This window comes from Micromonospora coerulea (assembly GCF_016598485.1).
GTDB classification, from domain to species: Bacteria; Actinomycetota; Actinomycetes; order Mycobacteriales; family Micromonosporaceae; genus Micromonospora; species Micromonospora coerulea.
In genome coordinates this window covers 1-23,712 of sequence record NZ_JAEMUW010000012.1, presented here as the reverse complement: position 1 = coordinate 23,712, position 23,712 = coordinate 1, and the positions used below count along the sequence as shown (strand labels likewise).

Sequence of the window (23,712 nt, the reverse complement as noted above, 5' to 3'; positions counted from 1 at the left end):
GCCGAGATCAGGGTATGTGGGCTTCCCGCTGAGATGTGGACACTGCTCCTCGATCGTGCGATCCGCCTCCCGGTCGTGGCGCTGCTGGCCGGGGCCGCCTTGACAATCCTGCCTGTGGTGCTGATATGCCCCCGGTGACCGGTCGCGGACGGGCAGACTCGTAACGACCATCAAGGAGGCCAGATGTATTCAGGAGCCGCGGCGATGGCACTGGTCGCTTCGGTCGCCGTCGCCGGCCTGTATGGCCTGCACCGTCTGGTCGCCCTGGCACCCGACGCCCTCACGGTCCTGCCGTTTCAGTCGGGCTGGCGGCCCGAGGAACACGCACTGTCCCGGTACCACGTCCGGTGGTACCTCGCGACGCTGCTCTTCCTCGCCTTCGACGTGGAAATGCTGTTCATGTACCCGTGGGCGGTCGTGGCCGCTGAGCTGGGGGCCACGGCGATCGTCGAGATGTTCCTGTTCCTCGGTGCAGTCTTCGTCGCGGTGCTGTGGGCGTGGCGGGAGGGGGCCCTGCGGTGGGTCTGAGTGACGCCCTCGCCAAGTATGCGGTCGATCAGGCACACGTCCTTCTGGTGGAACTGCCGGGACACTGGCTGACGCGTGTCGCGGCCGAGCAGCACATCCGCGAGCGAGGTTGGCTGCCCGTGTCCACGCCCGCCAACGCCGACGTTTTGGCAGTCTGTGGCACCTCCGGCCCGGAGATGACCGCGGTAGTCGCCCGACTGTGGGACCAGATGCCCGGGCCACGCGCCCGAGTCGAGATCGACGCCCCGCACCTCGCGGCGGCGTTCGACAGGGCTGAGGCCGAGCTTCTCGATGTGGGCGGGCAACAGGACGACAGTCGCAGCCGAGCCGCCGTGCCGGACGGCGAGCCGCACCGTGACGAGCACCGGGAGGTGCACCACGGCGGCCATCACCGCGGCGGCCACGGCGGCGATGGCAAGGGGGGCGACACCGATCAGGTCGGTCGCGCTCAGCACGCCGGAATGGACCACCACGAGCAGGGCGGCCAGGGCGGGAATGACGACCACGGCGGCATGGACCACAGCGGGATGGGCCACGGCGGCCACGGGGCGCGCGAAGATCAAGACGGTATGGAGCGCCACGAGCACGACCGCCAGGGTGGGATGAGTCACGGCGCGATGGGTCACGGTGGGATGGGCCACGGCGCGATGGGCCACGGCGGGATGGGCCACGGCGGGATGGACCACGGCGCGATGGGCCACGGCGGGATGGACATGGCGCCGGCCGGGATACCGCTCGCGCAGGGAGGCGAGGACCGTGACGGCCTGGAGATGGACGTCCTGCACCTTCGGATGGGCCCGGTGCTGCCGCACTGGCCGGCGGGCCTCGTCCTACGCAGCTCGCTGCAGGGCGACCTTATTGTCGACGCCGAGGTCACCCTGGTCGACGCCCGCCTCCCCTGCGACCAGGGCGACGTCAGCTACCCCGACGTACACCACCGCGCGGCGCGTCGCTGCGACAACGCCGCGGGTCTGCTCGCCCTTGCGGGATGGGACGACGCGGCCAGCCGCGCCCGGCGTCTGCGCGACCGGCTGCTGACCGACCGGGACGCGAGGAAGGCGGCAGAGGGTCTCGCCCGGCTACATCGCCGCATCAAGCGCGCGTGGTTGCTGCGCTGGTCGCTGCGAGGTGTCGGGCTCCTTACCGAGGCCGACCTCGCGCGGCTGGGTCTTCCCGGCCATCTGCGAGGAGACACCTGTGACCGGCTGCTTTGCATGATCGAGCGGGCGACCGCTGACATCGCCGGCCCCGACGGCGGGAGCAGCGGTGCCAGCGACCCCGTGTCGATCGTCAAGGTCTGTGACCTGGTGCGGGGGCTGGACATCGCCACCGCGCGGCTGGTCGTCGCGAGCCTTGACCTCGATCCGCTCCCCGCGGCGAGCGAGGTGGCGCATGCCTGACACGGTCACCACGGTCCCCGCCGGATGGGCACTGGCTGCGGCTGCCATCTTGGGCCTGCTCGCGACCTTCGCCGCTGTGCTCGACGGGGTCTTCACCGCGCGAGCCGCCGGCGCAGGGCCGTCCGGGCTGACCCGACCGTTCGGGGAGTTGGCTCGGCTCATGCGACAGCGGCGCAGGACCACGGTCGCCGCCGACACGCTGCTGTGGCGGATCGGCAGTTCGGGTCTGCTCTTCATGGCGCTGATGATCGTGACGGTGGTGCCGCTGGGGGAGTGGACGCTGTTCGACCTCGACGTCGGGGTGATCTGGTTCAACGCGATGGACGTCCTGGCGTGGGCCTTCGTGTGGCTGACCGGGTGGGGCGCCAATTCCGTGCACTCGCTCGTCGGCGGCTACCGCTTCCTGGCGCACGGGCTGGCATACGAACTGCCGCTGATGTTCGCGCTGGTAGCGCCCGCGGTTGCCGCGTCGAGCCTGAACGTCGGGACGGTCGCGTCCGCGCAGGCGGACCTGTGGTTCGTGGTATGGATGCCTGTCGCATTCCTGGTCTACTGCACCGGAGTCGTCGCGATCGCGGTCTGGGGACCGTTCACACCGGCACTGGGGTCCGACATCGCAGGTGGTGTCACCGCCGAGCTGTCGGGGGCCGACCGGCTGGTGTTCCAGGGCGGACGGTACGCGCTGCTGGCCGCGGGGGCGGCCTTCGCCGTGCCGATGTTCCTCGGCGGCGGGGCCGGCCCGGTGCTGCCCGGCTGGGCGTGGGTGCTGGTGAAGACCGTCGCCCTGCTCGCGGTCTTCGTGTGGCTGCGCCGCCGCCTGCCCGCCTTCCGACCAGACCTGTTCATGGAGGTCGGCTGGCTGGTGCTGCTCCCCGCCGTGCTCGTGCAGGACCTGCTCGTCGCTGTCGTCGCGGCCTGGAGGGCGTGACCCATGATCACTCACATCTCGTTCTGGGCCCTCGCGGTCGTGGCTGTGCTCGCTGGCGCCGCGGTCTTCTATGTCAACTCGATGGCCCGGGCCAGCTACGCCCTCGCGGTGTCGTTCATCGCGGTGGGCGTGCAGGTGCTGCTGCTGCAGCAGAACTACGTCGGGGTCGTGACGATCCTGATGATGGTCATGGAGATGGCCGTGATGGCCGTCTACATGGTCATGTTCATGGGCATGAACCCGGCGCTCATGCCGATGAGCATGGTGCACGGCAAGCGGCACGCCCTCGCTGCTGCCGTCGGTTCCTTCGTGCTCCTGGCCGCCGGGGCGGTGCTCATTCCCTGGCCGGCTCGCCGCGATGCCCCACCCGCTGACCTCACCAAGGCGCTCGGCGAGGAGCTGATGGGGCCGAAGATGCTGGTCATGGCTGTGGTTGGCGCGGTCATGGCGGCCACGATCGTGGCGGGCGTGGTGTTGGCCGCGCACCGCACCCGGTACGACCGGTTCGGTGACGACCTGCGCCACCGGCCGGCGAAGGACCCGCAACCGGGAGGCGTCGGCCGGTGACCCTGCAAACGGTTCTGCTGGTGGCTGCGGCGCTGTTCAGCGTCGGGCTGTACGGGGCGCTGTCCCAGCAGGTCGTGGTGATGGTGATGATGGGCCTGGAGCTGATGCTCAATGGGCTCATCCTGGCCGCGGCCGGATTCTGGTGGTTCCTCGCCCCGGACCCGTCCGGGCAGGTGCTGCTACTCGTGATCATCGTCGCGATGACCGTGGAGATGGCGATGGGGTTCGCCGTGGCCACCCACCTGCATCGGGTACGGCGGGCGGACATGACCGACATGGCCGCGGACCTGTCCGGATGAGTCACCTCGCCCAGGCCTCCCTCTGGCTGCTGGTTATCCTGCCGGCCGCTGTAGGCGGCCTGCTCGCCCTCGCCCGGCGGGCGGACCGGGTCGTCGTACCGGTCTCGCTGGGCGCAGCCGCGCTCACCCTGGCGCTGTCGGCGGTGGCGGCGTTCCAGCGGCCGAGCGTGGCGGTGCCGTTCATGGCCGGCGCCGACTTCGCGCTCACCGTGGACGGCCTGGCCGGCGTGCTCGTGCCCACGGTCGCGGCGGTGACCCCGCTGGTGCTGCTCTTCGCGGCCGGGGAAAGGTACCCGGCGCCGGCCCGGTTCCACGGCTTGATGCTGCTGTTCGCCTCCTCCGCCGCGCTGACCGCGACCGCGGCGACGCTACCCACCCTGCTGTTCGCCTGGGAGATCATGGGGGCGGCCTCGTACGCGCTGATCGGTTTCTGGTGGCGCGACGACGACCGCATGTCGGCCGGTCTGACCGCCTTCGTCACCACCCGTACCGCAGATTTGGGCCTCTACGTCGCCGCGGCCGCCGCGCTCGCCGGCGGCGGGGGCCTGGCCCTCGCCGATCTGCCCGGCGGCAGCATGGGGTGGCGACACGTGGTTGCCGCCGGCATCCTGGTCGCCGCGCTGGGTAAGGCGGCGCAACTGCCGTTTTCGTTCTGGCTGTCGCGGGCGATGGCCGGTCCCAGCCCGGTCAGTGCCCTGCTGCATTCCGCGGCGATGGTGGCCATGGGCGGTTACCTGCTGCTGCGGGTGGAGCCGTTGCTGGTCTCGACCGGCTGGGCGGGAACCGTGACCACCTGGCTGGGTGCCGCGACGGCCCTGCTGCTGGGCGCCGTCGCGGTCGCCCAACGGGACCTCAAGCAGCTGCTGGCGGCCTCCACCGCCGCGCAGCTCGGCTTCGTGGTGATGGCCGCCGGTGCCGGAACGGTCGCCGGCGGCGCCGCCCACCTGGTCGCGCACGCCGCCACCAAGGCGCTGCTGTTCCTCGCCGCCGGGGCCTGGCTGACCACCCTCGGCACCCAGCGGCTCACCGGCCTGTCCGGCGTCGCCCGGCGCTGGCCGCTGGTCGGCTGGTCGGCCACCGTCGGCGCGCTCGCCCTCGCTGGCATCGCGCCGCTGTCGCTCTGGGCGACCAAGGACGCCGTCCTCGCCGCCGCACTGGCGCAGTCCCCCTGGCTCTACGCGGTCGGCCTGGTCGCCTCCGCCCTGTCCGCCGCCTACGCCGGGAAGATCCTGATCGTGATGTGGCGACGGGTGCCCGCCCAGCGGCGGGCCGGCGCCGAGGCCCACGACGAGGAGGAGCAGGGCACCGGCGCCGTGAGCCTGTTCCAGCAGCTGCCCGTGGTCGTGCTCGCGGTGGCCGCCGCCGTACTCGGTGTGCTGGCCCTCCCGCCGGTTCAAGGCCTGCTGGGCCGAGCCGTTGCAACGGGGGAGGCGCCCCGGGCCACTCCGCTCGAACTCGGTGTGTCGGCCGCCATCGCGCTGGTGATCGTCCTGGTCGTGGCCCGCGCGCGGGTCCCCGAGCCCCGGTGGGCGCTGCGCTGGCTCGGATTGGAAAAAGCCGCCGGGTTGTTCGTCGTACACCCCACGCTGCGGCTCGCCGCCGCCCTCGCCCGCTTCGACGACCGGGTTCTGGACCGGGGCGTCGAGCGGGTCGCGGCCGCGACCCTGCGGGTGGCGGACCGGTCCGGCCGCGCCGACGACCGGTGGCTGGACGGTGCCGTGGAGCGGTTCGCCGGCGGGACGCGCCGGCTGGGGCAGCTCGCGCACCGGCCGCAGACGGGCCAGCTGCACCAGTACTACCTGCAGGCCGTCGTGGTGGTCGTGGTCGGCGTCCTCCTACTCGTCGCGTTGAGGTGAGGAGTGCTCAGTCTGATCGTCTTCCTGCCGCTGGCCGCCGCCCTGGCGTTGGTCGCCCTGCCCCGGCTCGGCGACGCGCCGGCGCGGTGGGCCTGGGTGGCGGTGGCGGCCCTCGACCTCGCGCTCGTGAGCGTCGTGTGGGCCGGGTACGAGAAACCGGCTCCCGGGGGACTCGCCTTCGAGGAGCGGGCGGCCTGGATCCCGGGCGTGAACAGCAGTTACCACCTCGGGGTCGACGGATTCTCCCTGCCGCTCGTCGCGATGACCGCGGTGATCTTCCTCGCCTGCGCCGTGTACGCCCTGCGCGAGCGCCACCGGCCCCGCGCCCAGGCCGCGTTGTTCCTGTTCCTGCAGAGCGTCAGCCTCGGCCTGTTCGTGGCCGCCGACCTGATCCTGTTCTTCGTCTTCTTCGACCTGTCCATCGTCGGCATGTACTTCGTGATCGCCGGCTGGGGCCACGGCAACCGCGGCCACTCGGCGATGAAGTTCTTCCTCTACACCTTCCTCGGCTCGCTGGCCCTGCTGGTCGGTTTCATCGGCCTCTACGTCGCCGCCGAACCCCACACCTTCGACATGCCCGCGCTCGCCGCCGCCGCGCCGCTGGCCGGCCGGCCCCTCGCCGGCGGGCTGGTGCTCGCCGCGATCCTGGTCGGCCTGGCCGTGAAGACCCCCACCGTGCCGTTCCACACCTGGCTGCCACCCGCGCACACCGACGCGCCCGCCGTCGGCTCCGCGGTCCTCGCGGGGGTGCTGCTGAAGATGGGCACCTACGGCTTCGTCCGCATCGCCATGCCGATGCTGCCGCAGGCATGGCGAGCCTGGGCGTGGGTCGTCATCGTCGTCGGCGTGGTGTCGGTCATCTACGGCGCCCTGGTCGCGCTGGCCCAGACCAATGTCAAACGCATGATCGCCTACACATCGGTCAACCACATGGGCTACATCGCCCTCGCAGTCGGCGCCGCCGGGCTGGTCGCCGCCGACACCACCCAGGCTCGGACCGTAGCGGTCACCGGGGCGGTCACCCAGATGGTCAGCCACGGCCTGATCACCGGGGCGCTGTTCCTCCTCGTCGGCGTCCTGCACGACCGCGCCGGCACCTATGAGATGGGCGCCTACGGCGGACTCGCCGCGCCCGCACCGGCGTTCGCCACCCTTTTCGCCGTCGGGGCTTTCGCGTCCCTGGGCCTGCCCGCGTTCGCCGGGTTCATCGCCGAGTTCCAGATCTTCACCGGCAGCGTCGCCGTGGCACCGGTCACCGCGATCGCGCTGGTCGGCATCCTGGTGACGGCCGCGCTGTTCCTGCGCGCGGTGCAACGGGTCTTCACCGGCAAAACCCGAGGGAACTCCGTCGGATTCACCGACCTGAGCCCGAGCGAGATCTGGTCGGCCGGGCCCCTGCTGCTGCTCTCCCTCGTCATCGGCATCCTGCCCCGACCGCTGCTCGACGTCATCGAGCCGGCCTCCGCCGCCGTCGTCGGCCTCGTCGGCAGGTGACCGGTGAACGCCGAGATGGGGATGCGCCCCCTGCTCCTGCTGCCCGAGATGCTGCTGTTCGTCGGGGGACTCGGCGCGCTGATCGGCGGCTCGTTCGTTCCTCGGCAACGGCAGTGGCTGATCCGGGTCCTCACCGTGGTGGTCCTCGTCGCCGCCATGGCCGCCGCCGCGGTCCAGCTCGCGGGTCCCGCGCAGCGCGCGTTCGAGGGCACCTACGCCGTCGACACCACCACCGGCGTCGCCCGGATCCTCGTCGCGTTCGGGACGCTGCTCGTCCTCGCCCTCGCCGCCGACGAGATCGCCGCCTCGGCGCGGGAGAGCGAGACCTACGCGCTGCTGCTCTTCGCCACCACCGGGACGGTGGTCCTCGCGGGCGCAGACGACCTGCTCGTCCTCGCCGTGGGGTTCCTGCTCGCCAGCATCCCGCTTTACGGGCTGATCGGTCTGGTGAACACCGCCAATGGCGCGGAAGCCGCGATGAAGACCTACCTGATGGGCGCGCTGTTTGGCATCCTCCTGCTGCTCGGCGTGACCATCCTGTCCGGAGTCACCGGCACCACCACCTACGGGGACCTGACAGACCGACTCACTCAGGCGCCAGCGGTGGCCGTCGCGGCGGCGACCGTCGGCATCGTCGCCGGGCTGATGTTCAAGGCCGGCGGCGTACCGGCTCATTTCTGGGTGCCGGACGCCGCGCAGGGTGCCGGCGGCACGGTGGCGACCTTCCTGACCACGGTGCCCAAGATCGGCGCCCTGATCGCGGTGTACCGGTTCGTCCTGGTGCTTCCCCACACCACGTCGTGGGCGCTGCTGGTGGCGATCTTCGCGGTCGCCAGCATGACCCTGGGTAACCTGGCCGCCTACTGGCAGACCGACCCACGACGCCTGCTCGGCTGGTCGACCGTCAGCCAGGTCGGCTTTCTCCTCGTACCCGTGGTGGCGGCCGGGCGCAGCGACCTCGCGTTGCCGTCGCTGCTGGTGTACCTCGCGGGTTACATGGTGACCAACATCGCCGCTTTCGCGGTCACGGCCGCACTGCCCGAGCACCGGGAGCTCACCGCCTACGGTGGCCTGGCCCGGCGGCGGCCGTGGCTGGCCGCAGCGTTGCTGGTGGCGCTGCTTGGGCTGGTGGGAACCCCACCCACGGCGGTGTTCGTCGGCAAGTTGACCACCGCGACCGCCGCCTGGGACGGCGACTACGCGTGGCTCGCTGTCGTCGTCTTCGTCAACACTGTGCTCAGCCTGTTCTACTACCTGCGCTGGATCGTGCCGGCCTACCGCCACGCCGACGCCGGCATGGTGGCTACGGAGCAGGTCAGCCCTCTACGGTGGTCCGCGCGCACCGCCGTCGTCGCGGCCGCCCTCAGCCTCGCCGCGGGTCTCGCGGCGGGTCCGCTCTGGCAGCTGGCCAGCCAGCAGTAGCAATCCTGTACTCGTTGCCCGGTGCTCAGGTCCGGTAGGCCAGATTGATCATCATGCCCGCCGCGGCGTGGTAGATGTTGTGGCAGTGCGTCATCCATTGGCCCGGGTTGTCGGCCTCGAGGTCGACCGTGACGGTCTGCCGCGGGGTGACGAGGGTGGTGTCCTTACGGGCGCCCCCTCCGGTCACCGCGAAGGTATGCCCGTGCAGATGCATCGGTCGGCCGCTGGGTCAGCCCGGGCACCCGTTGGCCGGCACCCCCGCTGCCAGTGCGCCGACGACGACGATCGCGAGCGCGATGGCGTACAGCGGCAGATGTTGCCGTCTCATCATGTTCCTTCCCGCGGTCCTACCACCGACCCTGCCCGTGCATCCCTGCGGCGGCCACGGAAGGAATGCCCTCACGAGGGGTCAGAGGTCCCTACCTCGGTGGGGTATGGGTAGCGAGACTGGCGGCATGGTCCGGCGTGGCGGAAGTGTCCTGTGCCACCATTGCCAGATACCCCCCGGGGGTATAAGTTGACAGCGGAGGTGGACGGCATGACACACGAACACAACGGCCAGGAGACGGCGACCGCCACGCTGGGCACGGCAGGGCATGCGCACGATCACGGGGTGCCGTCGGTGGCGGGGCGGCATCAGGACCAGGTGCCGGGGCGGCGACCGCCGAACCATCATCCGGGTGAGCACGGCGGGCCGGCGGCGCAGCATGGTCATGCAGCGCACGGCGATCACGGTGGCGGGCACGACAAGCACGCGGGCCACGACCCGGAGATGTTTCGGCGCAAGTTCTGGCTCAGCCTGGCGCTGACGGTGCCGATCGTCGCGACCAGCCACATGGTGATGGACTGGTTCGGCTACTCCCTTGAGTTCCCAGGTATGAGCTGGGTCGGTCCCGTTCTGGGATCGGTGGTCTTCTTCTACGGCGGCTGGCCCTTCCTCGTCGGTGGTCTCCGAGAGGTCCGCGACCGGGCGCCGGGCATGATGCTGCTGATCTCGATGGCGATCGTGGTCGCCTATGTGGCATCGCTGGCGACCAGCCTCGGGGCGTTCGACCTGGACTTCTGGTGGGAGCTGGCCGCACTGGTCACCATCATGCTGCTCGGGCACTGGCAGGAAATGAAGGCGATCGGCCAGGCGCAGGGCGCCCTCGCCGCGCTGGCCGCGCTGCTACCCGACGATGCCGAGCGGGTGGGCGAGGACGGAACGGTACAGCGGGTCCCGGTCGCAGAGCTGCGCGTCGGCGACGTGATGCTGGTGCGCTCCGGTGGCCGCGTGCCGGCCGACGGCCGGATCATCGACGGTGCCGCCGAGCTGGACGAGTCCATGATCACCGGGGAGTCCCGCCCGGTACCGCGTAGCATCGGGGACCGGGTGGTGGCCGGCACGGTGGCCACCGACTCCGCCCTGCGGGTCCAGGTCGACGCCGTCGGTGACGACACCGCGTTGGCGGGCATCGGTCGGCTCGTCGCCCAGGCGCAGGCCAGCAGCGGACGCGCCCAGGTACTTGCCGATCGGTTCGCCGCCCTGCTGTTCTACGTCGCCACCGCCGCCGCGCTGGTCACCTTCCTCTCCTGGTGGGCGCTCGGCGACCTCAACCAGTCCGTGGTCCGCACGGTGACGGTGCTGGTGATCGCCTGCCCCCACGCCCTCGGCCTGGCCATCCCGCTGGTGATCGCCCTGTCCACCGCCGTGTCGGCGAAGGCCGGCATCCTGGTCAAGGACCGGCTGGCGCTGGAGCGGATGCGCACCGTCGATGCGGTGCTGTTCGACAAGACCGGCACCCTGACCAAGGGGGCGCACACCGTCACCGCAACCGCCGCCGCTGGCGGCGTCGGCGAGGACGAGGTGCTGCGCATCGCCGGCGCGGTCGAGGCCGACAGCGAGCATCCCCTGGCACGGGCCCTGGTCACGGTCGCGCGGGAGCGCGGACTTCGGTCAGTTGCCCGCGACTTCCGGTCGCTGACCGGCCGCGGTGTCCAGGCCGTGGTGGACGGCACCACGTACGCCGTCGGCGGCCCGGCGCTGCTCCGCGAGCTCGGCGCCACCGTGCCTGAGAAGCTGGCCGCGACCGCCCAGGGCTGGTCCCGTCGCGGCGCGGCGGTGCTGCACCTGATCCGCCTTGCGCAAGCCGGCGGGGCTGAGGTGGTGGGCGCGTTCGCCCTCGAGGACGAGGTCCGCCCCGAGGCACGTCAGGCCATCGCCGAGCTGCGCGAGCAGGGCGTCAAGAAGATCGTGATGATCACTGGGGACGCCCGGCCGGTCGCCGAGGCGGTCGCCGCGGACCTCGGCTTCCGGCCCGGGGTCGACGAGGTCTTCGCCGAGGTTCTGCCGGCCGACAAGGACCGCGCTGTCGCCGACCTGCAAGCGCGGGGACTCACCGTGGCGATGGTCGGTGACGGCGTCAACGACGCCCCTGCCCTGGCCCGGGCCGACGTGGGTCTGGCCATCGGCGCCGGCACCGACGTGGCGATCGAGTCGGCCGGAGTCATCCTCGCCTCCTCCGACCCGCGGGGTGTCACCGGTGTGATCCGGCTGTCCCGGGCGTCGTACCGGAAGATGATCCAGAACCTGGCCTGGGCCGCCGGCTACAACGTGGTGGCGATCCCACTCGCCGCCGGCGCCCTGGCCTGGGCGGGGATCACGCTCAGCCCGGCCGTCGGCGCGGTGCTGATGTCCGGCTCCACCATCGTGGTGGCGCTCAACGCGCAGCTGCTGCGTCGGGTCCGTCTGACGCCCGACCCGCGGTGACACGCGGACGGCCCGGCCGAGGAAACTCGGCCGGGCCGTCACGGTGCCAGCTCGTCAAGGAAGAAGCGCATCCTGGTGCGCCAGGCCCGGATCACGTGGGTGGCCATGATGCTGCCGTCGGCGAAGTGCCGCACCTATGCGGAGTGGCGGTCGGCGCGCTCGACACCGTGGTGGACCGCCTCGGCCAGCAGATTGGCTCGATGTCGTGCACGCGAAAGTGGGGTCCTTTGCCGGGATTCTCCGCTTCTGCGGTCTGCTTTGCATAGGGTCATGACGCCGATCCGCACACACGGCCGTCGCGGGGCGAGCACCTACGAATGGCGAGCGGCGGGCTATTGCCTGTCAGCCCGCGATCCTTGGCCCGCCGAACGAGGCGCCCCCGGGCCCCCGGACGCCTCCCTATGGGAGGGATCGGATCTGTGACCTGTGACCACCGGCTGGTTCAACCGAGCGGGTGCCTAAAGACAGATATCCCTCAATGGAGGTGGGATGACCACAGCAATGCCGCTGTCGGTGACGGTGGCGGAGCCCGAGAGGCTGAGGGAACTACCGACGCCAGCCCGCCCGCGGGTCGATCCGGCCGACGTCGTGGTGCCCGACGGTTACCACGTCGAGGTGGTGCTGGCCGGCCTGTCGATGCCTTGCGGGATGGGTTTCGCCGACGACGGCACACTGTTCGTGTTGGAGGGCGGCAGCACGTGGCCAACCCGTCCCTACCTGCCCGCCCGGATTCTGCGGCTGGAGCCGGACGGACGCCTCGACGTGGTGGCCGAGGAATCCCTCGGCGGGCCCCGGCACGTCCTCGTCTACGGCGACACTCTCCTGGTGTCATGCAAGGGCGGCCGGCACGCGCGGATCGACCGCGTCAGCCTCAAGAGCGGCAAGCGCGACGTGCTCATCGACGGGCTGCCCAACGGTGGCTGGCACGAGCCCGGCGGGCCGGTGCTCGGCCCGGACGGCCTGATCTACTTCGCGCAAGGCTCGGTGTCGCAGCAGGGCGTGGTGCTACCGCAGGGATTCCAGGTCGACCTCGCGAAACATATGGGTGTGCACGACGTGCCCGGTGAGGATGTGGTGCTGACCGGCAACAACGTGCAGACCTACGATCCGACCGCGCCCTACCCCTACCTTGTGGAGACCGGGCCGTTCAAGCCGTTCGGCAAGCCGGCCCGGCGCGGCGAAGTGGTGAAGGGCCAGCTCAAGTGCAGCTCCGGGTTGTGGCGGGCACAGCCCGACGGCACCGACATGGAGCTCGTGGCCTGGGGTCTGCGCAACCCCTACGGCATGGTCTTCGGTGAAGACGGCGAGTTGTACGTGTCCGACAACGACTTCGAGGAGACGGGGGACCGGGCCGTCCAGGCCGATCCCGACCGCGTCTGGCGCATCGACGCGGCCCGCACCCCACCCGGGTCGATCGACCGGCCGGCCTGGTACGGCTTCCCCGACATCTGCGGTGACGGCCTACCCGTCTGGCACGAATCCCACCGGCCCCGTCGCGGAACGCCCGCCGAACCGCTCCTCCAGGACCCACCGCCGTGGGCCGGTCCCGCGGTGTTCCTCGAAAAGCCGCACTCGGCGTTGACCGGTCTGGATGTCTCACGCAGCGACGCCTTCGGTTACCGCGGGCGGCTGTTCCTCTGCGAGTGGGGCACCCTGGCGCCATTGAACTCCCCGGACAGCCGGGACCTCGAGAACGGATTCCGCGTGGTGGCGGTAGACCCGTCCGACGGCACGGCCGAGGCGTTCATGCGCAACCCCCGACCCGGCCCGGCATCGGCGCTGGGCACCGGTGGCCTGGAACGGCCGGTCGACGCCAAGTTCGCCCCGGATGGCAGCCTCTACGTACTCGACTTCGGGGTCTCCCGCGTCATGGAGTCGACGCACGTGTCCTACGGCCACACCGGCGTGCTGTGGCGCGTGGTACGCGATGGAAGTCGGCCGTGAACCGCACGATGCTGGTGGAAATTGACGCCCCCACCGTCACCGCCTACCTCGACCGCGTCACACCGTGGCTCCGCACGACCCGCACTCTGCAGTCCGCGTACCGGAAGATGCTGGAGGACACCGCCGACGAGGTCGGCGAGCCGCACATCCGCGCCTGGCTGCACGAGATCGCCGACGCCGCGCGGCGGCACGAGGCAGCCGTCGAGGACCTGTACGGCGCGTTCGGCCAGGAATCCAAGAAGAGACCGGGGACAGCGGGCAGCGACACACCCGTGGTCCCGACGGTGCTGGCGACGGCTCGAGAGCTGATCGGCGAGGTGCAGGGCCTGGGGGCGGGCGCGCGCGGCCGGACGTGGCGGCACATGCGGGTTCTGTTGCTCAGCAACCTCGACGCGATCAGCGGGTTCGCCGTGGCTGAACAGCTCGGCCTCACACTGGCTCGGCCCGCCGTGATCGATATCACCTTCCCGATCGTCGCCGAGAAGTCGCGCCACCAACTGCTGATCCGCGAGTGCTACCTGGAGATGGCGGCCAAGGCGATCCTGTACCGGAGTGACGTGTGAGCATGCCGTACCGGTGGGGGTACCCGATGGTTCTCGCCGGGGTGCCGGCGGCGATGCTGACCGTCTTCGCCGCGGTGGAGGTGCTCGACGTACCCCTGCTGACCGATCCGTCCCCGATGCTCGGAACGGCGGGCCCGGCCGCAGCCGCGGCCGGGCTGGCCCTGCTGGTGGCGGATGTGGTGCTGCCCGTCCCCGCGAGCCTGATCATGGTGGCCAACGGAGCGTTGTTCGGCGTGCTTCCCGGCACCCTGCTCTCCATGATGGGCGGGCTCGGGGCCACGCTCACCGCCTTCGGCATCGGCCGGCGCGGCCGCGGCCTGCTGACCCGCATCACCACGCCGGCGCAGCGCGCCCGCGCCGAGGCGTTGCTCGACCGCTACGGGTTGCTCGCCGTTGTTCTCACCCGGCCGGTACCGGTGCTCGCCGAAACCGTCGCCATGCTCGCCGGCACGTCCGACCTCGGCTGGGGTCGCGTCACGCTGGCCGCCGCCGCGGGAGTACTCCCGGCCTCGTTGCTCCTCACGGCCGCTGGCGCCGCCGGACAGCGAGCGGAGCAAAACCTGGTCTTCATCGCCCTGCTCGGCCTTTCGGTGCTCGGCGCCTGGATGCTGCGCGACCGCGGCACAGCTCGGCACCGTCCTGACCCGGTGCAGGGTGAAGACCCATGCCGTGCTCAGCCCTAGTGCGGTGTCCACTAACGTTCACCGAAGGCCAGCGGGAGCGCGAGCAGGAGCAGCACGCCGACGCCGACGAGCCGGCGCACGCAGAGCCGGCCGAAGACCGACGATGCCTCGACAGCCTCGGCGAGGACTTGGCCGGGCTAAGCCCGCAGACCACGAGCAAGGTCTCGAGCACCTGGCCGGAGAGCGGCCATCTCTGCCTCGAGGTGGTCAAGGCAGCAGTGAAGCGACTCAACGCCGACAGGGAATGGGCCCGCCAGACGCGATTCGACCAGGACGGTGAGGTGCGACCACTGCACCTCGCACCCATGCCCTCCTGATGGCCGCGGAAAGCCGGTCCGTACGTACAAGCGATCCATCGTGCGGATGCTCTCGGAGGACGACCTGGGGCGGGGCGGGGGCGGCGGCGCGGGCGAACGCCAGGACGTGATCCAAACTATCCTCCGGGGCATGACTTCGATCTCACCCGATCGGCGCAGCGTCGACTCCGCCCTGGACCCCTCGGCGGAGCAGATCCGGGACATGGGTGGCCGCGCCGTCGAGTGGATCGCCGCCTACCACGACTCGATCCGGGACCTGCCGATCGGCCCGAGAACCTCCGCTGCCGCGCTGAAGGAGCTGCTCGCCGAGCCGCTGCCCGTCGAGGGCCGTGACTTCACCGACCTGCTCACGGTCTTCCGTGAGGTGGTCGTGCCCGGCAGCCGGCACAACGGGCATCCCCGCTTCTTCGGGTACGTCTCGGCGCCGGGCACCGCGGTCGCCGCGGTGGCCGACTTCCTCGCGTCGGCGCTGAACGCGAACCTCACCGCGTGGCGGTCGGCACCGGCTCCCGCCGAGCTGGAGCACGTGGCCATCGACTGGATCAAGGAGGCCCTCGGCTGCGACCCGGGCGCCGGGGGCCTATTCATGAGCGGCGGCTCGATGGCCAACTTCACGGCGCTCGCCGCCGCACGACACCGCCACTGCGGCGACGCGGTCGCCACCCACGGTGCGGCCGCACACCCCGCGCCGCTGCGCGTCTACGCCTCCACCGAGACCCACCACTCGATCCACAAGGCCGCCGCGCTGCTCGGCATCGGGCGGGCGAACGTCCGCGAGATCCCGGTGGACGCCTGCTTCCGGATGGACGTCGACGCCCTCGTCCGCGCCATCGAGGAGGACCGGGTCGCCGGGGCGGAACCGTTCTGTGTGGTGGCGAACGCCGGCACCGTCGTCACCGGCGCGGTCGACCCGCTCGCCGAGATTGCGGCGGTCGCGCGGAGGTACAGGCTGTGGATGCACGTTGACGCGTGCTATGGCGGCTTCGCGCGGCTTGCCCCCTCGGCTCGTCCGCTCTTCGACGGCATGTCGGAGGCTGACTCGATCGCCCTCGACCCGCACAAGTGGCTTTACCTGCCCGCGGACTGCGGCTGCCTCATCTACCGCGACCCCGAGGCGGCGCGGCCCGCCTTCAGCCTGGACGCCGACTACACCCGGGTCATGCAGACCGAGTCGGCCGAGGCCTTCGCCTTCTGGGATTACGGCCCGGACCTGTCCCGGCGATTCCGTGCGCTCAAGGTCTGGATGGCGCTGGCGCACGCTGGTTCGCGAGCTGTCGGCGACGCGGTCGAGGGCAACCTCGACTGTGCCCGTCACCTGGCCGAGCTCGTCGACGCCAGCGCTGACTTCGAGCTGCTCGCCCCGGTCGAACTCTCCATCTTCTGCTTCCGCTACCTGCCGATGAGCGCACGTGCCGGCTCGCGGTCCCAGTCCGACGAGGAGGAACTCGACCGCCTCAACGAACGGATCATGCTGGCGCTGCAGCAGGCCGGCAGCTCGTACCTGTCGAACGCGACCATCAACGGCCGCTTCGCGCTGCGCGGCTGCGTGCTCAACTACCGCACCACCCGCCGCGACATGGAGATCCTGCTCGACGACGTACGCCGCGCTGCCGAGCAGGCGATCGAGGAGACGCGCTGAAGACTCGACCTGGGGTTGCCGGCGGCCGACGGCTGGCTCGATTTCCACTTGCCCCGCGATCGTCGCCATCCGCGTGACGAGTTGTGGCTGCGGCGGTTGGTGGCCATGCGACCGCTCAAGGCATGGAGCGCACAGTCACAGGGTGATCGCGAGGACGTCGGCTCAGCGAGCAGGTGCCACCCGTGTACCTCTATCAGGACCGTCGGCCCGCCGATGTGCGTGACGCCGGACGTCCTTCAGGCGCCGGCCGCGGCCGGCCAGCCGGCGTGCTTCACGGCCCAGGCCAGGACGTAGTCGGCGACCTCCTCCCACCCCTTCTGCGCGGGCAGCAGGTGCGCCATGCCCTCGTATTCCTTGATCTCGGTGATGGTCTTTGACGACTTGTAGTGCTTGGCGTTGGACCGCTGCACGCTCGGCGGCATGAGGTGGTCCTCGCTGCCGGAGACGAACAGCAGCGGCGCCCGGTTGTCGTTGTGGTAGTCGACGTGGATGTCCTGCGGGCCGGGCTGGAAGTTCGCCAGCACGCTGTTCCAGAGGATCCGCCCGGATGCCGGGATGTGGTACCGCTGGTAGAGCGCGAGGGACTCTTCCTCGGTGAGGGTGTTGGCGAACGTGTACTTCCACTGCTTGGGCGTCAGGCCGACGGCCTTGTGCCGGTTCATCGGGTTCTTCAGCACCGGGAACGTCGACTTGATCTGGGACGGCGGGGTGACGAGCACGCCCTCGGTCGCCGCGGAGTTGATCGCCACGCCCGCGGCGCCGAATCCGTGGTCCAGCAGGACCTGCGTGAACGCACCGCCCGCGGAGTGGCCGATGATGATCGGTGGCTCGTCGAGGGCGCCGACCACCGCCTCCAGGTGCGAGATGATCGCCGGGGCCGTCACCTCCTCGATCGGCGTCGGGTCGGCGTTGAGTGCCTCGACCTCCACCTCGAACCCTGGATAGGCGGGCGCGATGACGTGGTAGCCGGCCCGCTGGTAGCGGTCGATCCAGTGTTCCCAGCTGCGCGGGGTCACCCAGAAGCCGTGGACGAGAACGATGGTCTTCATGCGCGGGCGGCCTTTCCGGCGAGGTCGTCGATCTGCTGAGTTGCACCTATTAGACCGAATAGCTCGGCGAGGTGTGACAGGAACGAATCAGGCGGCCTCGGCCTCGGGGCCGTCCCCAGCGCCCGCCACCCCGACGTCCTCGCCGCCCAACGCCGGGAACGAGCCCGCATCCGCAGCGAACGTCAACAACGTTGGCGTTGCGCCATCGCAGGTATCGAACCGCCGCCGCCATTTGCCCAGCGGGTCAACGTCGAACGTTCCTCATCGGTCAGCACCAGCGGCGCGGTGGGACGCCCGGTCCTTGGCATCCCATCGCCTTACACCAACTTATGAGGCGAACTTCCGGCGCGGAACACTAGCCGGACTGTCGCGCCAAGTCGTCGGCGCTGCGCTGTCGCTCTCCGGTGGGCTGCCCGGGGACCCGGGCGAACCGCGTCCAGGCGGAGATCACCTGCACGGCGGCGTGCCACGGGACCGGGTCGGCGACCTCGGAGGGCTCGGCGGGCCGGGTCACCGTCACGCCCCAGTGCCGCAGCCGGTCCAGGCTCTCCAGAAAGGCGGGGTGCCGGGCGAGCGCCGGATCCGGGGCCGGCACGGCGACCACCGGCAGGCCGACGGCGATCGCCTCGTTGAGCAGCCGCAGGCCGAGGTTGTCGTTGAGGCCGTACGCCCACTTGTTCACCAGGTCGAAGCTGGCCGGCACGACGGCGAAGGCGTCGGCCGGCGGCAGGGGATGGAGCGTCTCCGAATGCTCGTCTTCGCGTACCGGATGGTGGGTGAGGTCGGCGAGCTCGTCCCGGTCGATCGAGTCCACCGCGTCCGGGGTGGCGATGAGGTGGACCTCCCAGCTCAGCTCCTGGCAGGCCGTGATGAACGGCCCGAGCTCGACGGCGGGCTCAGCGCGGCAGACGACGAGGTGCAGGACAGGCGATCGTAACTTCCCGGGCATGGCACTCCTATCGACTATGAGATGCTCCGCGCCAGTCGTGGCGAGAGCCGGCTGCACGCCGGGACGTCGATCGTCTGCGGCACCGGCGATCTCGCCGATCGAGCGGCTCCGAATGTCCGTGGGGATCCCGAACCCGAGAGTATCGAGCCGGCTGCGAACGCGAGTCGTTATTCAGTGAACCGGCTGGATGGATCTGGCGCGCTCCGTCCGAGGAGCTGATCGCGCGGTCGGCACGGCGGGCGGCAGAGGGGATTGACATCCGTGGCTGACATCAACGGTGTCGGCCGTCGTCGGACATGTTCGTACGGATCTCGCCGCCGGCCCCCACCCCATCGGACGTCAGCGGACAATGCGAGTCCTGCCGAAAGCGCCTCAGACGGAAGTAGCCGCAGGCGTGAGTGAGATGGTCCAGTCTGGGCTGCTTCCAGGCAGCCGAGGTGCCACGCCAGCGGCATGTTCCTCTTATGAGCGAGGAGTCAGGGACGGCCCTCGCAGACTGGTCGCGGGCGAGCTGGCCGACACATGGGTTCCCGTCCTAGCCGCGGAATGCCTCGGCCATCAGGGCAGCGTTATGGCGCGATGTCATAATCTCGGGCATGCCCGCTGCTCGGACCCCTGGCCGGCCGAGCCTGAGGCAGGTGGCCGCACTGTCCGGGGTGTCGGTCAAGACGGCTTCCCGCGCGCTGAGTGATGAGCCGCGAGTCGCCGCGGAAACCCGGCTGCGGGTGCGGAACGCCGCCGACCAGCTCGGCTACCGACTGAACGGGGTGGCCCGGGAGCTGCGTCGGGGCGCAAACACGTCGACGCTGGTCGGCCTGCTCATCGGCGACCTGGCCAACCCGTTCTACTCCCGCCTGGCCAGTGGCCTCGAACGCGAACTGCGCACGCACGGTCTGCACCTGGTCATCGCGAGTACCGACGAGGACCCGGACTGGGAACGCCGACTCGCCGACGCTCTGCTGGAGCGGCGGGTCCGGGCGTTGGTGATCGCCTCCAGCGCCATCGAGCACGGCTATCTCGAGGCCGAACACCGCCACGGCATCCCCTTCGTGTTCGTGGACCGGCCTCCGGTCAACCTCGCCGCGGACGCGGTCCTGTTAAACAACCACGGTGGTGCCCGGCAGGCCGGCGCGCACCTCATCGCGGCCGGGCACCGGCGGATCGGGGTGGTGGGGGACCTGCCCGGGTTGAGCACCCACCGGGACCGGTTGGCGGGATTCGCCGAGGTGATGGAGGACGCCGGGCTGGCGGACTGGGCCCGGTATCTCGTGGAGAGCGCGCACGACGTGGACGCCGCCGAGCGGGCGGTACACCAGCTGCTGAGCCGCATCCCCGCGCCGACCGCCCTGTTCACCATGAACAACCGGATCACCAGCGGAGCGCTGCGGGCGCTGCGCGGTCACCCGGCACCACCGGCCCTGGTCGGCTTCGACGACCTGGACCTCGGCGAGGTGCTGGGCGTGAGTGTCATCGTGCACGACCCGGAGGAGATGGGACGCCAGGCGGCGCAGCTGCTGCTGGCCCGGATCGACGGGGACCGTGGACCGGCCCGGCAAGTGGTGCTTCCGACCCGGCTGCTCGCCCGTGGCTCGGGTGAACGCCTTCCTGCCGGTCAGCCGGACGTCGGCTGAGCCGTTCGGCTCTTCATTGACACCTGCCTCTTGAAGGGTCTACACAGGAATTCGACAGCGTTCGATGACAACGTTGTCACTGGAGGTTGCCCGCGCACCCAAGGAGGTACCGGACCATGTTCCGACCAGGCCCGTCCCGTCTGCTCGGCCTGCTGGCCGCCGCCGTCACCAGCACGTCCCTGCTCGCCGTCGCCTCACCCGCCGAAGCGGCGCCGCTCAGCCTCACCCAGTACGTCAACCCGTTCATCGGCACCGACGACAGCAACGCCCCCAACCCCGTCCCCGGCGGCGCCGGCGGCAGCACCGTTCCCGGCCCGGTGCAGCCCTTCGGGATGGTGCAGCTCAGTCCGGACACGCCCACCGCCTCGCCGTCCGGTTACCGGTACAGCGACGCCCAGATCGAGGAGTTCAGCCTCACCCACTTCAACGGTGCCGGCTGCGCGAACAACGAGGACCTCGGCATCCTGCCGATGACCGGCGCCATCGGCACGTCGCCCGGCACTGCGTGGACGTCCTACCGCGCCACCCAGACCAAGAGCCAGGAACAGGCCCGCCCCGGCTTCTACCAGGCGGTGCTCAGCAACTACGGCAACACCCGGGTGGAGGCCTCGGCCACCACGCGCACCGCCGCGCTGCGCCTGACCTACCCGGCGACCAGCACCGCCCGGGTCCTGATCAACACCAGCCGCAGCGCCACCGGCAACCGGAACGGCTCGATCACGATCAGCGGCTCCACCGTGACCGGCAGCGTCACTGGAGGAGGCTTCTGCGGCAACTCCAAGACCTACCAGATCTTCTACCGGATGGAATTCGACCGCGCCCCGACCGGCGTCGGCACCTGGCTGGGCGGCACAGTCAACGCCGGCTCCACCACCACCAGCGGCACGAGCTCCGGCGGATACCTGACCTTCGACACGTCCAGCAATCCGGTCGTGCAGGTCAAGGTCGGCATCTCGTTCGTCAGCCAGGCCGGCGCGCAGGCCAACCTCGCCGCCGAGCAGTCCAGCTTCGACTTCGACGCGGTGCGCTCCCGGGCCGACACGGAGTGGAACGCGATCCTCAACCGGGTGCAGGTCACCGGCGGCTCCGCCGCCGATCTGCAGAAGTTCTACACCGCGCTCTATCGCGTCCTCATCAACCCCAACGTGTCCAACGACGTCAACGGGCAGTACCGCGGCTTCGACAACGCCATCCACGCCGCCGGCCACACCGTCTACCAGAATTACTCCGGCTGGGACATCTACCGCTCGTGGGCGGCGCTGATCGCGTTCCTCGCGCCGGCCGAGGCGACCGACATCGCCAAGTCCATGGTCCTCGACGGCCAGCAGGGGGGCCTGCTGCCCAAGTGGTCCCACAACACCAACGAAGCCTTCGTCATGACCGGCGACCCCGGGCCGATCATCGCGGACAGTCTCTACCAGTTCGGCGCCCGCGGCTTCGACACGGCCGCGGCCCTGGCGCTGATGAAGAAGAGCTCCAACGGTGGCACCATGCAGGGCAGCCCGATCCGGGGCCGGCAGAGCGGCTACGTCCAGCGCCAGTACATCGACGGCGACCCCTCCGACTCGCTGGAGTACTCGGCCAGCGACTTCGCCGTCGCCCAGTTCGCCCGCGCCCTGGGCGACACCGCCACGTACGACACCCACATGGCGCGCGCCCAATGGTGGCGCAACGTCTTCAACACCGAGTCGGGCTACATCCACCCGCGCAACGCCGACGGCACCTGGCCGTGGCCCCTCGACCCCGCCAGCCAGTCGAACTACGTCGAGGGCAACGCCTCCCAGTACACCTGGATGGTCCCCTACAACTTCGCCGGCCTGATCAACCTGATGGGCGGGCGGCAGACCGCGCTCCAACGGCTCGACCACCACTTCACCCAGACCAACGGTGGCCAGTCGCAGCCGTACTTCTACATCGGCAACGAGCCGGAGCACGGCGTGCCCTGGGCCTACCACTTCGCGGCCGCGCCGGCCGGCACCAGTGCCGTGGTCCGGCGGGTGATGAACGAGTCGTTCACCACTGGCGCCGGCGGACTGCCCGGCAACGACGACCTCGGCGCCACCTCCGCGTGGTTCGTCTGGTCCGCGCTCGGGATGTACCCGCCGACGCCGGGAGCGGACACCCTGGCCCTGCACGGCCCGCTGTTCCCGTCGATCCTGGTCGATCGGCCGACCGGTGACCTCCAGATCAACGCCGTCAATGCCGGCCAGGGCAACCAGTACGTCCAGAACCTGTCGGTCAACGGCACCCCGACCCAGCGCACCTGGTTGCGGTACGGCGACCTCGCCGGTGGGGCGACGCTGTCGTACACGATGGGCGGCTCGCCGTCGTCGTGGGGCACCAACCCAGCCGATGTGCCGCCGTCGTTCACCGACGGGTTCACCCCGCCGCCCGCCGCTGCCGACCTGGGCACCAACCTGGCCGCCGGCAAACCGGCGACCGGCTCGACCCCGTGCGCCGCGACCGAAGGCCCGGAGAAGGCGTTCGACGGCCGGCTCGGCAGCACCAGCAAATGGTGTTCCCTCGCCACCGGCACCAAGTTCCTCCAGGTCGACCTCGGGACGAACCAGACCCTCCGGTCCTTCGTCGTCAAGCACGCCGGACTCGGTGCCGAGAACACCGGCTGGAACACCGGCGGCTTCACCATCCAGACCAGCACAGACGGCAGCACCTGGACGTCCCGGGCGACGGCGTCCGGCAACCGGTCCAGCCGCACGTACCACCCGATCTCCGCGGCGACGGCCCGCTACGTCCGCCTGAACGTCAGCACCCCGACCAACAACGAAAACACCGCGGCCCGGATCGACGAGTTCGAGGTGTACGGCGGCAGCGGCCCGACCAACCTGGCGCTGAACCGGTCGGCCACCGCCGACTCGCAGTGCGCCAGCACGGAGGGGCCGGAGAAGGCCGTCAACGGCAGCACCACCGGCGGCACCTCCGACAAGTGGTGCTCGCTCGGTGCCACCAAGTTCCTCCGCGTCGACCTGGGCGGTACCCACGCCATCCAGGCGGTCACCGTCCACCATGCCGGCGCCGGTGGCGAGGACCGTGCCTGGAACACCCGGGACTTCGACGTGCAGGTGTCCGCCGACGGCTCCACCTGGACGACCGCCGCGCAGGTGCGGGGCAACACCGCCGACGTCAGCAACCACCCGGTCACGGCCACCGGGAGGTACCTGCGGCTGAACATCCTCACCCCGACGCAGACCACCGATGCGGCGGCCCGCCTCTACGAGGTGGAGGTCTACGGCACCTGACGGACGCCGCCCACCGCCCGGCCAGGGCGGTGGGCCGCCGGCCGCGGGCGGGGGAAGCCCACGCGGTGCGGGTGCGTCTCCATGGGCGACGCCGGTTCCCCGGCGGGGAACCGGCGTCGCGCCATCCTGCTCCGCGAGGCCGGTGAAGCTCCGGCAAGGTCAACGGCCCTGGAGGGCCTTGACGTTGTCGCCGAAGGTCCAGCCCTTCGACCCGTCCCAGTTGATCGACCAGGTCATCAGGCCTTTCAGGGCGCCCTGGTACGTGTTCCAGGCCTGCGCCACCGAGGACGGCGCCAGGTACCCGCCGCCGGCGCCGGACTGCGCGGGCAGGCCGGGGGACCTGCCGGTCGTACGGGACGTGGATGGTGGTGCCCTGCACGACCAGGCCGGCGTTGAGGCAGAGGCAGTTGGTCTGTGCGACGAACCGTTACCTTTCG

19 protein-coding genes and 1 pseudogene are annotated in these 23,712 nt (G+C 70.7%); 16 read left to right on the top strand and 4 right to left on the bottom strand.

The window, feature by feature from the left end; genetic code table 11:
* The first annotated feature begins 183 nt into the window (after positions 1-183).
* Genes I8N68_RS16810 through I8N68_RS16775 form a run of 8 tightly spaced genes read left to right on the top strand, consistent with a single transcriptional unit; the run spans position 184 to position 8,494 of the window.
* Entirely contained in the window at positions 184-528 is a 345-nt protein-coding gene (locus I8N68_RS16810; RefSeq protein WP_234039923.1) for an NADH-quinone oxidoreductase subunit A, read from the top strand.
* Positions 519-1,928, top strand: coding sequence for a hypothetical protein (locus I8N68_RS16805; RefSeq protein ID WP_200210942.1), 1,410 nt, complete (start codon positions 519-521; stop codon positions 1,926-1,928). Before I8N68_RS16810 ends, I8N68_RS16805 begins: the two co-directional genes overlap by 10 nt.
* The gene (locus I8N68_RS16800; protein WP_200210941.1) at positions 1,921-2,856 is read left to right on the top strand and encodes a complex I subunit 1 family protein; all 936 of its coding nucleotides are present in this window, start codon (positions 1,921-1,923) and stop codon (positions 2,854-2,856) included. Before I8N68_RS16805 ends, I8N68_RS16800 begins: the two co-directional genes overlap by 8 nt.
* A 3-nt stretch (positions 2,857-2,859) precedes the next feature.
* Positions 2,860-3,423 (top strand): NADH-quinone oxidoreductase subunit J, encoded by a 564-nt coding sequence (locus I8N68_RS16795; RefSeq protein ID WP_200210940.1) that lies wholly within the window; start codon positions 2,860-2,862, stop codon positions 3,421-3,423.
* Positions 3,420-3,722: an NADH-quinone oxidoreductase subunit NuoK gene (locus I8N68_RS16790; RefSeq protein WP_200210939.1), complete on the top strand. Its 303-nt coding sequence runs from the start codon at positions 3,420-3,422 to the stop codon at positions 3,720-3,722. Before I8N68_RS16795 ends, I8N68_RS16790 begins: the two co-directional genes overlap by 4 nt.
* On the top strand, positions 3,719-5,578 hold the full coding sequence (locus I8N68_RS16785; protein WP_200210938.1) for a proton-conducting transporter transmembrane domain-containing protein: 1,860 nt from the start codon (positions 3,719-3,721) through the stop codon (positions 5,576-5,578). Before I8N68_RS16790 ends, I8N68_RS16785 begins: the two co-directional genes overlap by 4 nt.
* Positions 5,579-5,581: 3 nt before the next feature.
* Positions 5,582-7,072, top strand: a complete 1,491-nt coding sequence (locus I8N68_RS16780) for a complex I subunit 4 family protein (RefSeq protein WP_200210937.1) — start codon at positions 5,582-5,584, stop codon at positions 7,070-7,072.
* A gap of 15 nt (positions 7,073-7,087) precedes the next feature.
* Positions 7,088-8,494, top strand: a complete 1,407-nt coding sequence (locus I8N68_RS16775) for an NADH-quinone oxidoreductase subunit N (RefSeq protein WP_234039965.1) — start codon at positions 7,088-7,090, stop codon at positions 8,492-8,494.
* Between the two features lie 25 nt (positions 8,495-8,519).
* Here the strand turns inward: I8N68_RS16775 and I8N68_RS16770 are convergent.
* Positions 8,520-8,711: pseudogene (locus I8N68_RS16770) on the bottom strand (multicopper oxidase domain-containing protein); the annotation flags it as partial.
* A gap of 321 nt (positions 8,712-9,032) precedes the next feature.
* Here I8N68_RS16770 and I8N68_RS16765 point away from each other — a divergent pair.
* The 6 genes from I8N68_RS16765 to I8N68_RS16740 all read left to right on the top strand — a co-directional run bounded on the left by I8N68_RS16765 (position 9,033) and on the right by I8N68_RS16740 (position 16,389).
* Positions 9,033-11,243 carry a heavy metal translocating P-type ATPase gene (locus I8N68_RS16765; RefSeq protein ID WP_234039921.1) on the top strand — a complete coding sequence of 737 codons (2,211 nt, stop codon included), beginning with the start codon at positions 9,033-9,035 and terminating at the stop codon, positions 11,241-11,243.
* Between the two features lie 615 nt (positions 11,244-11,858).
* Positions 11,859-13,187 (top strand): PQQ-dependent sugar dehydrogenase, encoded by a 1,329-nt coding sequence (locus I8N68_RS16760; protein ID WP_200210935.1) that lies wholly within the window; start codon positions 11,859-11,861, stop codon positions 13,185-13,187.
* On the top strand, positions 13,184-13,750 hold the full coding sequence (locus I8N68_RS16755; protein WP_200210934.1) for a hypothetical protein: 567 nt from the start codon (positions 13,184-13,186) through the stop codon (positions 13,748-13,750). Before I8N68_RS16760 ends, I8N68_RS16755 begins: the two co-directional genes overlap by 4 nt.
* 2 nt (positions 13,751-13,752) lie before the next feature.
* Positions 13,753-14,433, top strand: a complete 681-nt coding sequence (locus I8N68_RS16750; RefSeq protein WP_234039964.1) for a TVP38/TMEM64 family protein — start codon at positions 13,753-13,755, stop codon at positions 14,431-14,433.
* On the top strand, positions 14,433-14,750 hold the full coding sequence (locus I8N68_RS16745) for a hypothetical protein (protein WP_200210932.1): 318 nt from the start codon (positions 14,433-14,435) through the stop codon (positions 14,748-14,750). The genes I8N68_RS16750 and I8N68_RS16745 overlap by 1 nt, the downstream gene beginning before the upstream one ends.
* A 130-nt stretch (positions 14,751-14,880) precedes the next feature.
* Positions 14,881-16,389 (top strand): pyridoxal phosphate-dependent decarboxylase family protein, encoded by a 1,509-nt coding sequence (locus tag I8N68_RS16740; RefSeq protein WP_200210931.1) that lies wholly within the window; start codon positions 14,881-14,883, stop codon positions 16,387-16,389.
* A gap of 236 nt (positions 16,390-16,625) precedes the next feature.
* On the opposite strand, the gene I8N68_RS16735 is transcribed toward I8N68_RS16740, so the two are convergent.
* Together I8N68_RS16735 and I8N68_RS16730 are read right to left on the bottom strand one after the other, a co-directional pair.
* The gene (locus I8N68_RS16735; RefSeq protein WP_200210930.1) at positions 16,626-17,438 is read right to left on the bottom strand and encodes an alpha/beta hydrolase; all 813 of its coding nucleotides are present in this window, start codon (positions 17,436-17,438) and stop codon (positions 16,626-16,628) included.
* 355 nt (positions 17,439-17,793) lie between these two features.
* Positions 17,794-18,387, bottom strand: coding sequence for a flavoprotein (locus I8N68_RS16730; protein WP_200210929.1), 594 nt, complete (start codon positions 18,385-18,387; stop codon positions 17,794-17,796).
* A gap of 638 nt (positions 18,388-19,025) precedes the next feature.
* Between I8N68_RS16730 and I8N68_RS16725 the strand changes: the two genes are divergently transcribed.
* The gene (locus I8N68_RS16725; protein ID WP_307812848.1) at positions 19,026-20,018 is read left to right on the top strand and encodes a LacI family DNA-binding transcriptional regulator; all 993 of its coding nucleotides are present in this window, start codon (positions 19,026-19,028) and stop codon (positions 20,016-20,018) included.
* A gap of 116 nt (positions 20,019-20,134) precedes the next feature.
* Positions 20,135-23,275: a GH92 family glycosyl hydrolase gene (locus tag I8N68_RS16720; protein ID WP_200210927.1), complete on the top strand. Its 3,141-nt coding sequence runs from the start codon at positions 20,135-20,137 to the stop codon at positions 23,273-23,275.
* 159 nt (positions 23,276-23,434) lie between these two features.
* Here the strand turns inward: I8N68_RS16720 and I8N68_RS33630 are convergent, their stop codons facing one another.
* Positions 23,435-23,557 carry a hypothetical protein gene (locus I8N68_RS33630; protein ID WP_267909599.1) on the bottom strand — a complete coding sequence of 41 codons (123 nt, stop codon included), beginning with the start codon at positions 23,555-23,557 and terminating at the stop codon, positions 23,435-23,437.
* Positions 23,558-23,712 lie beyond the last annotated feature (155 nt).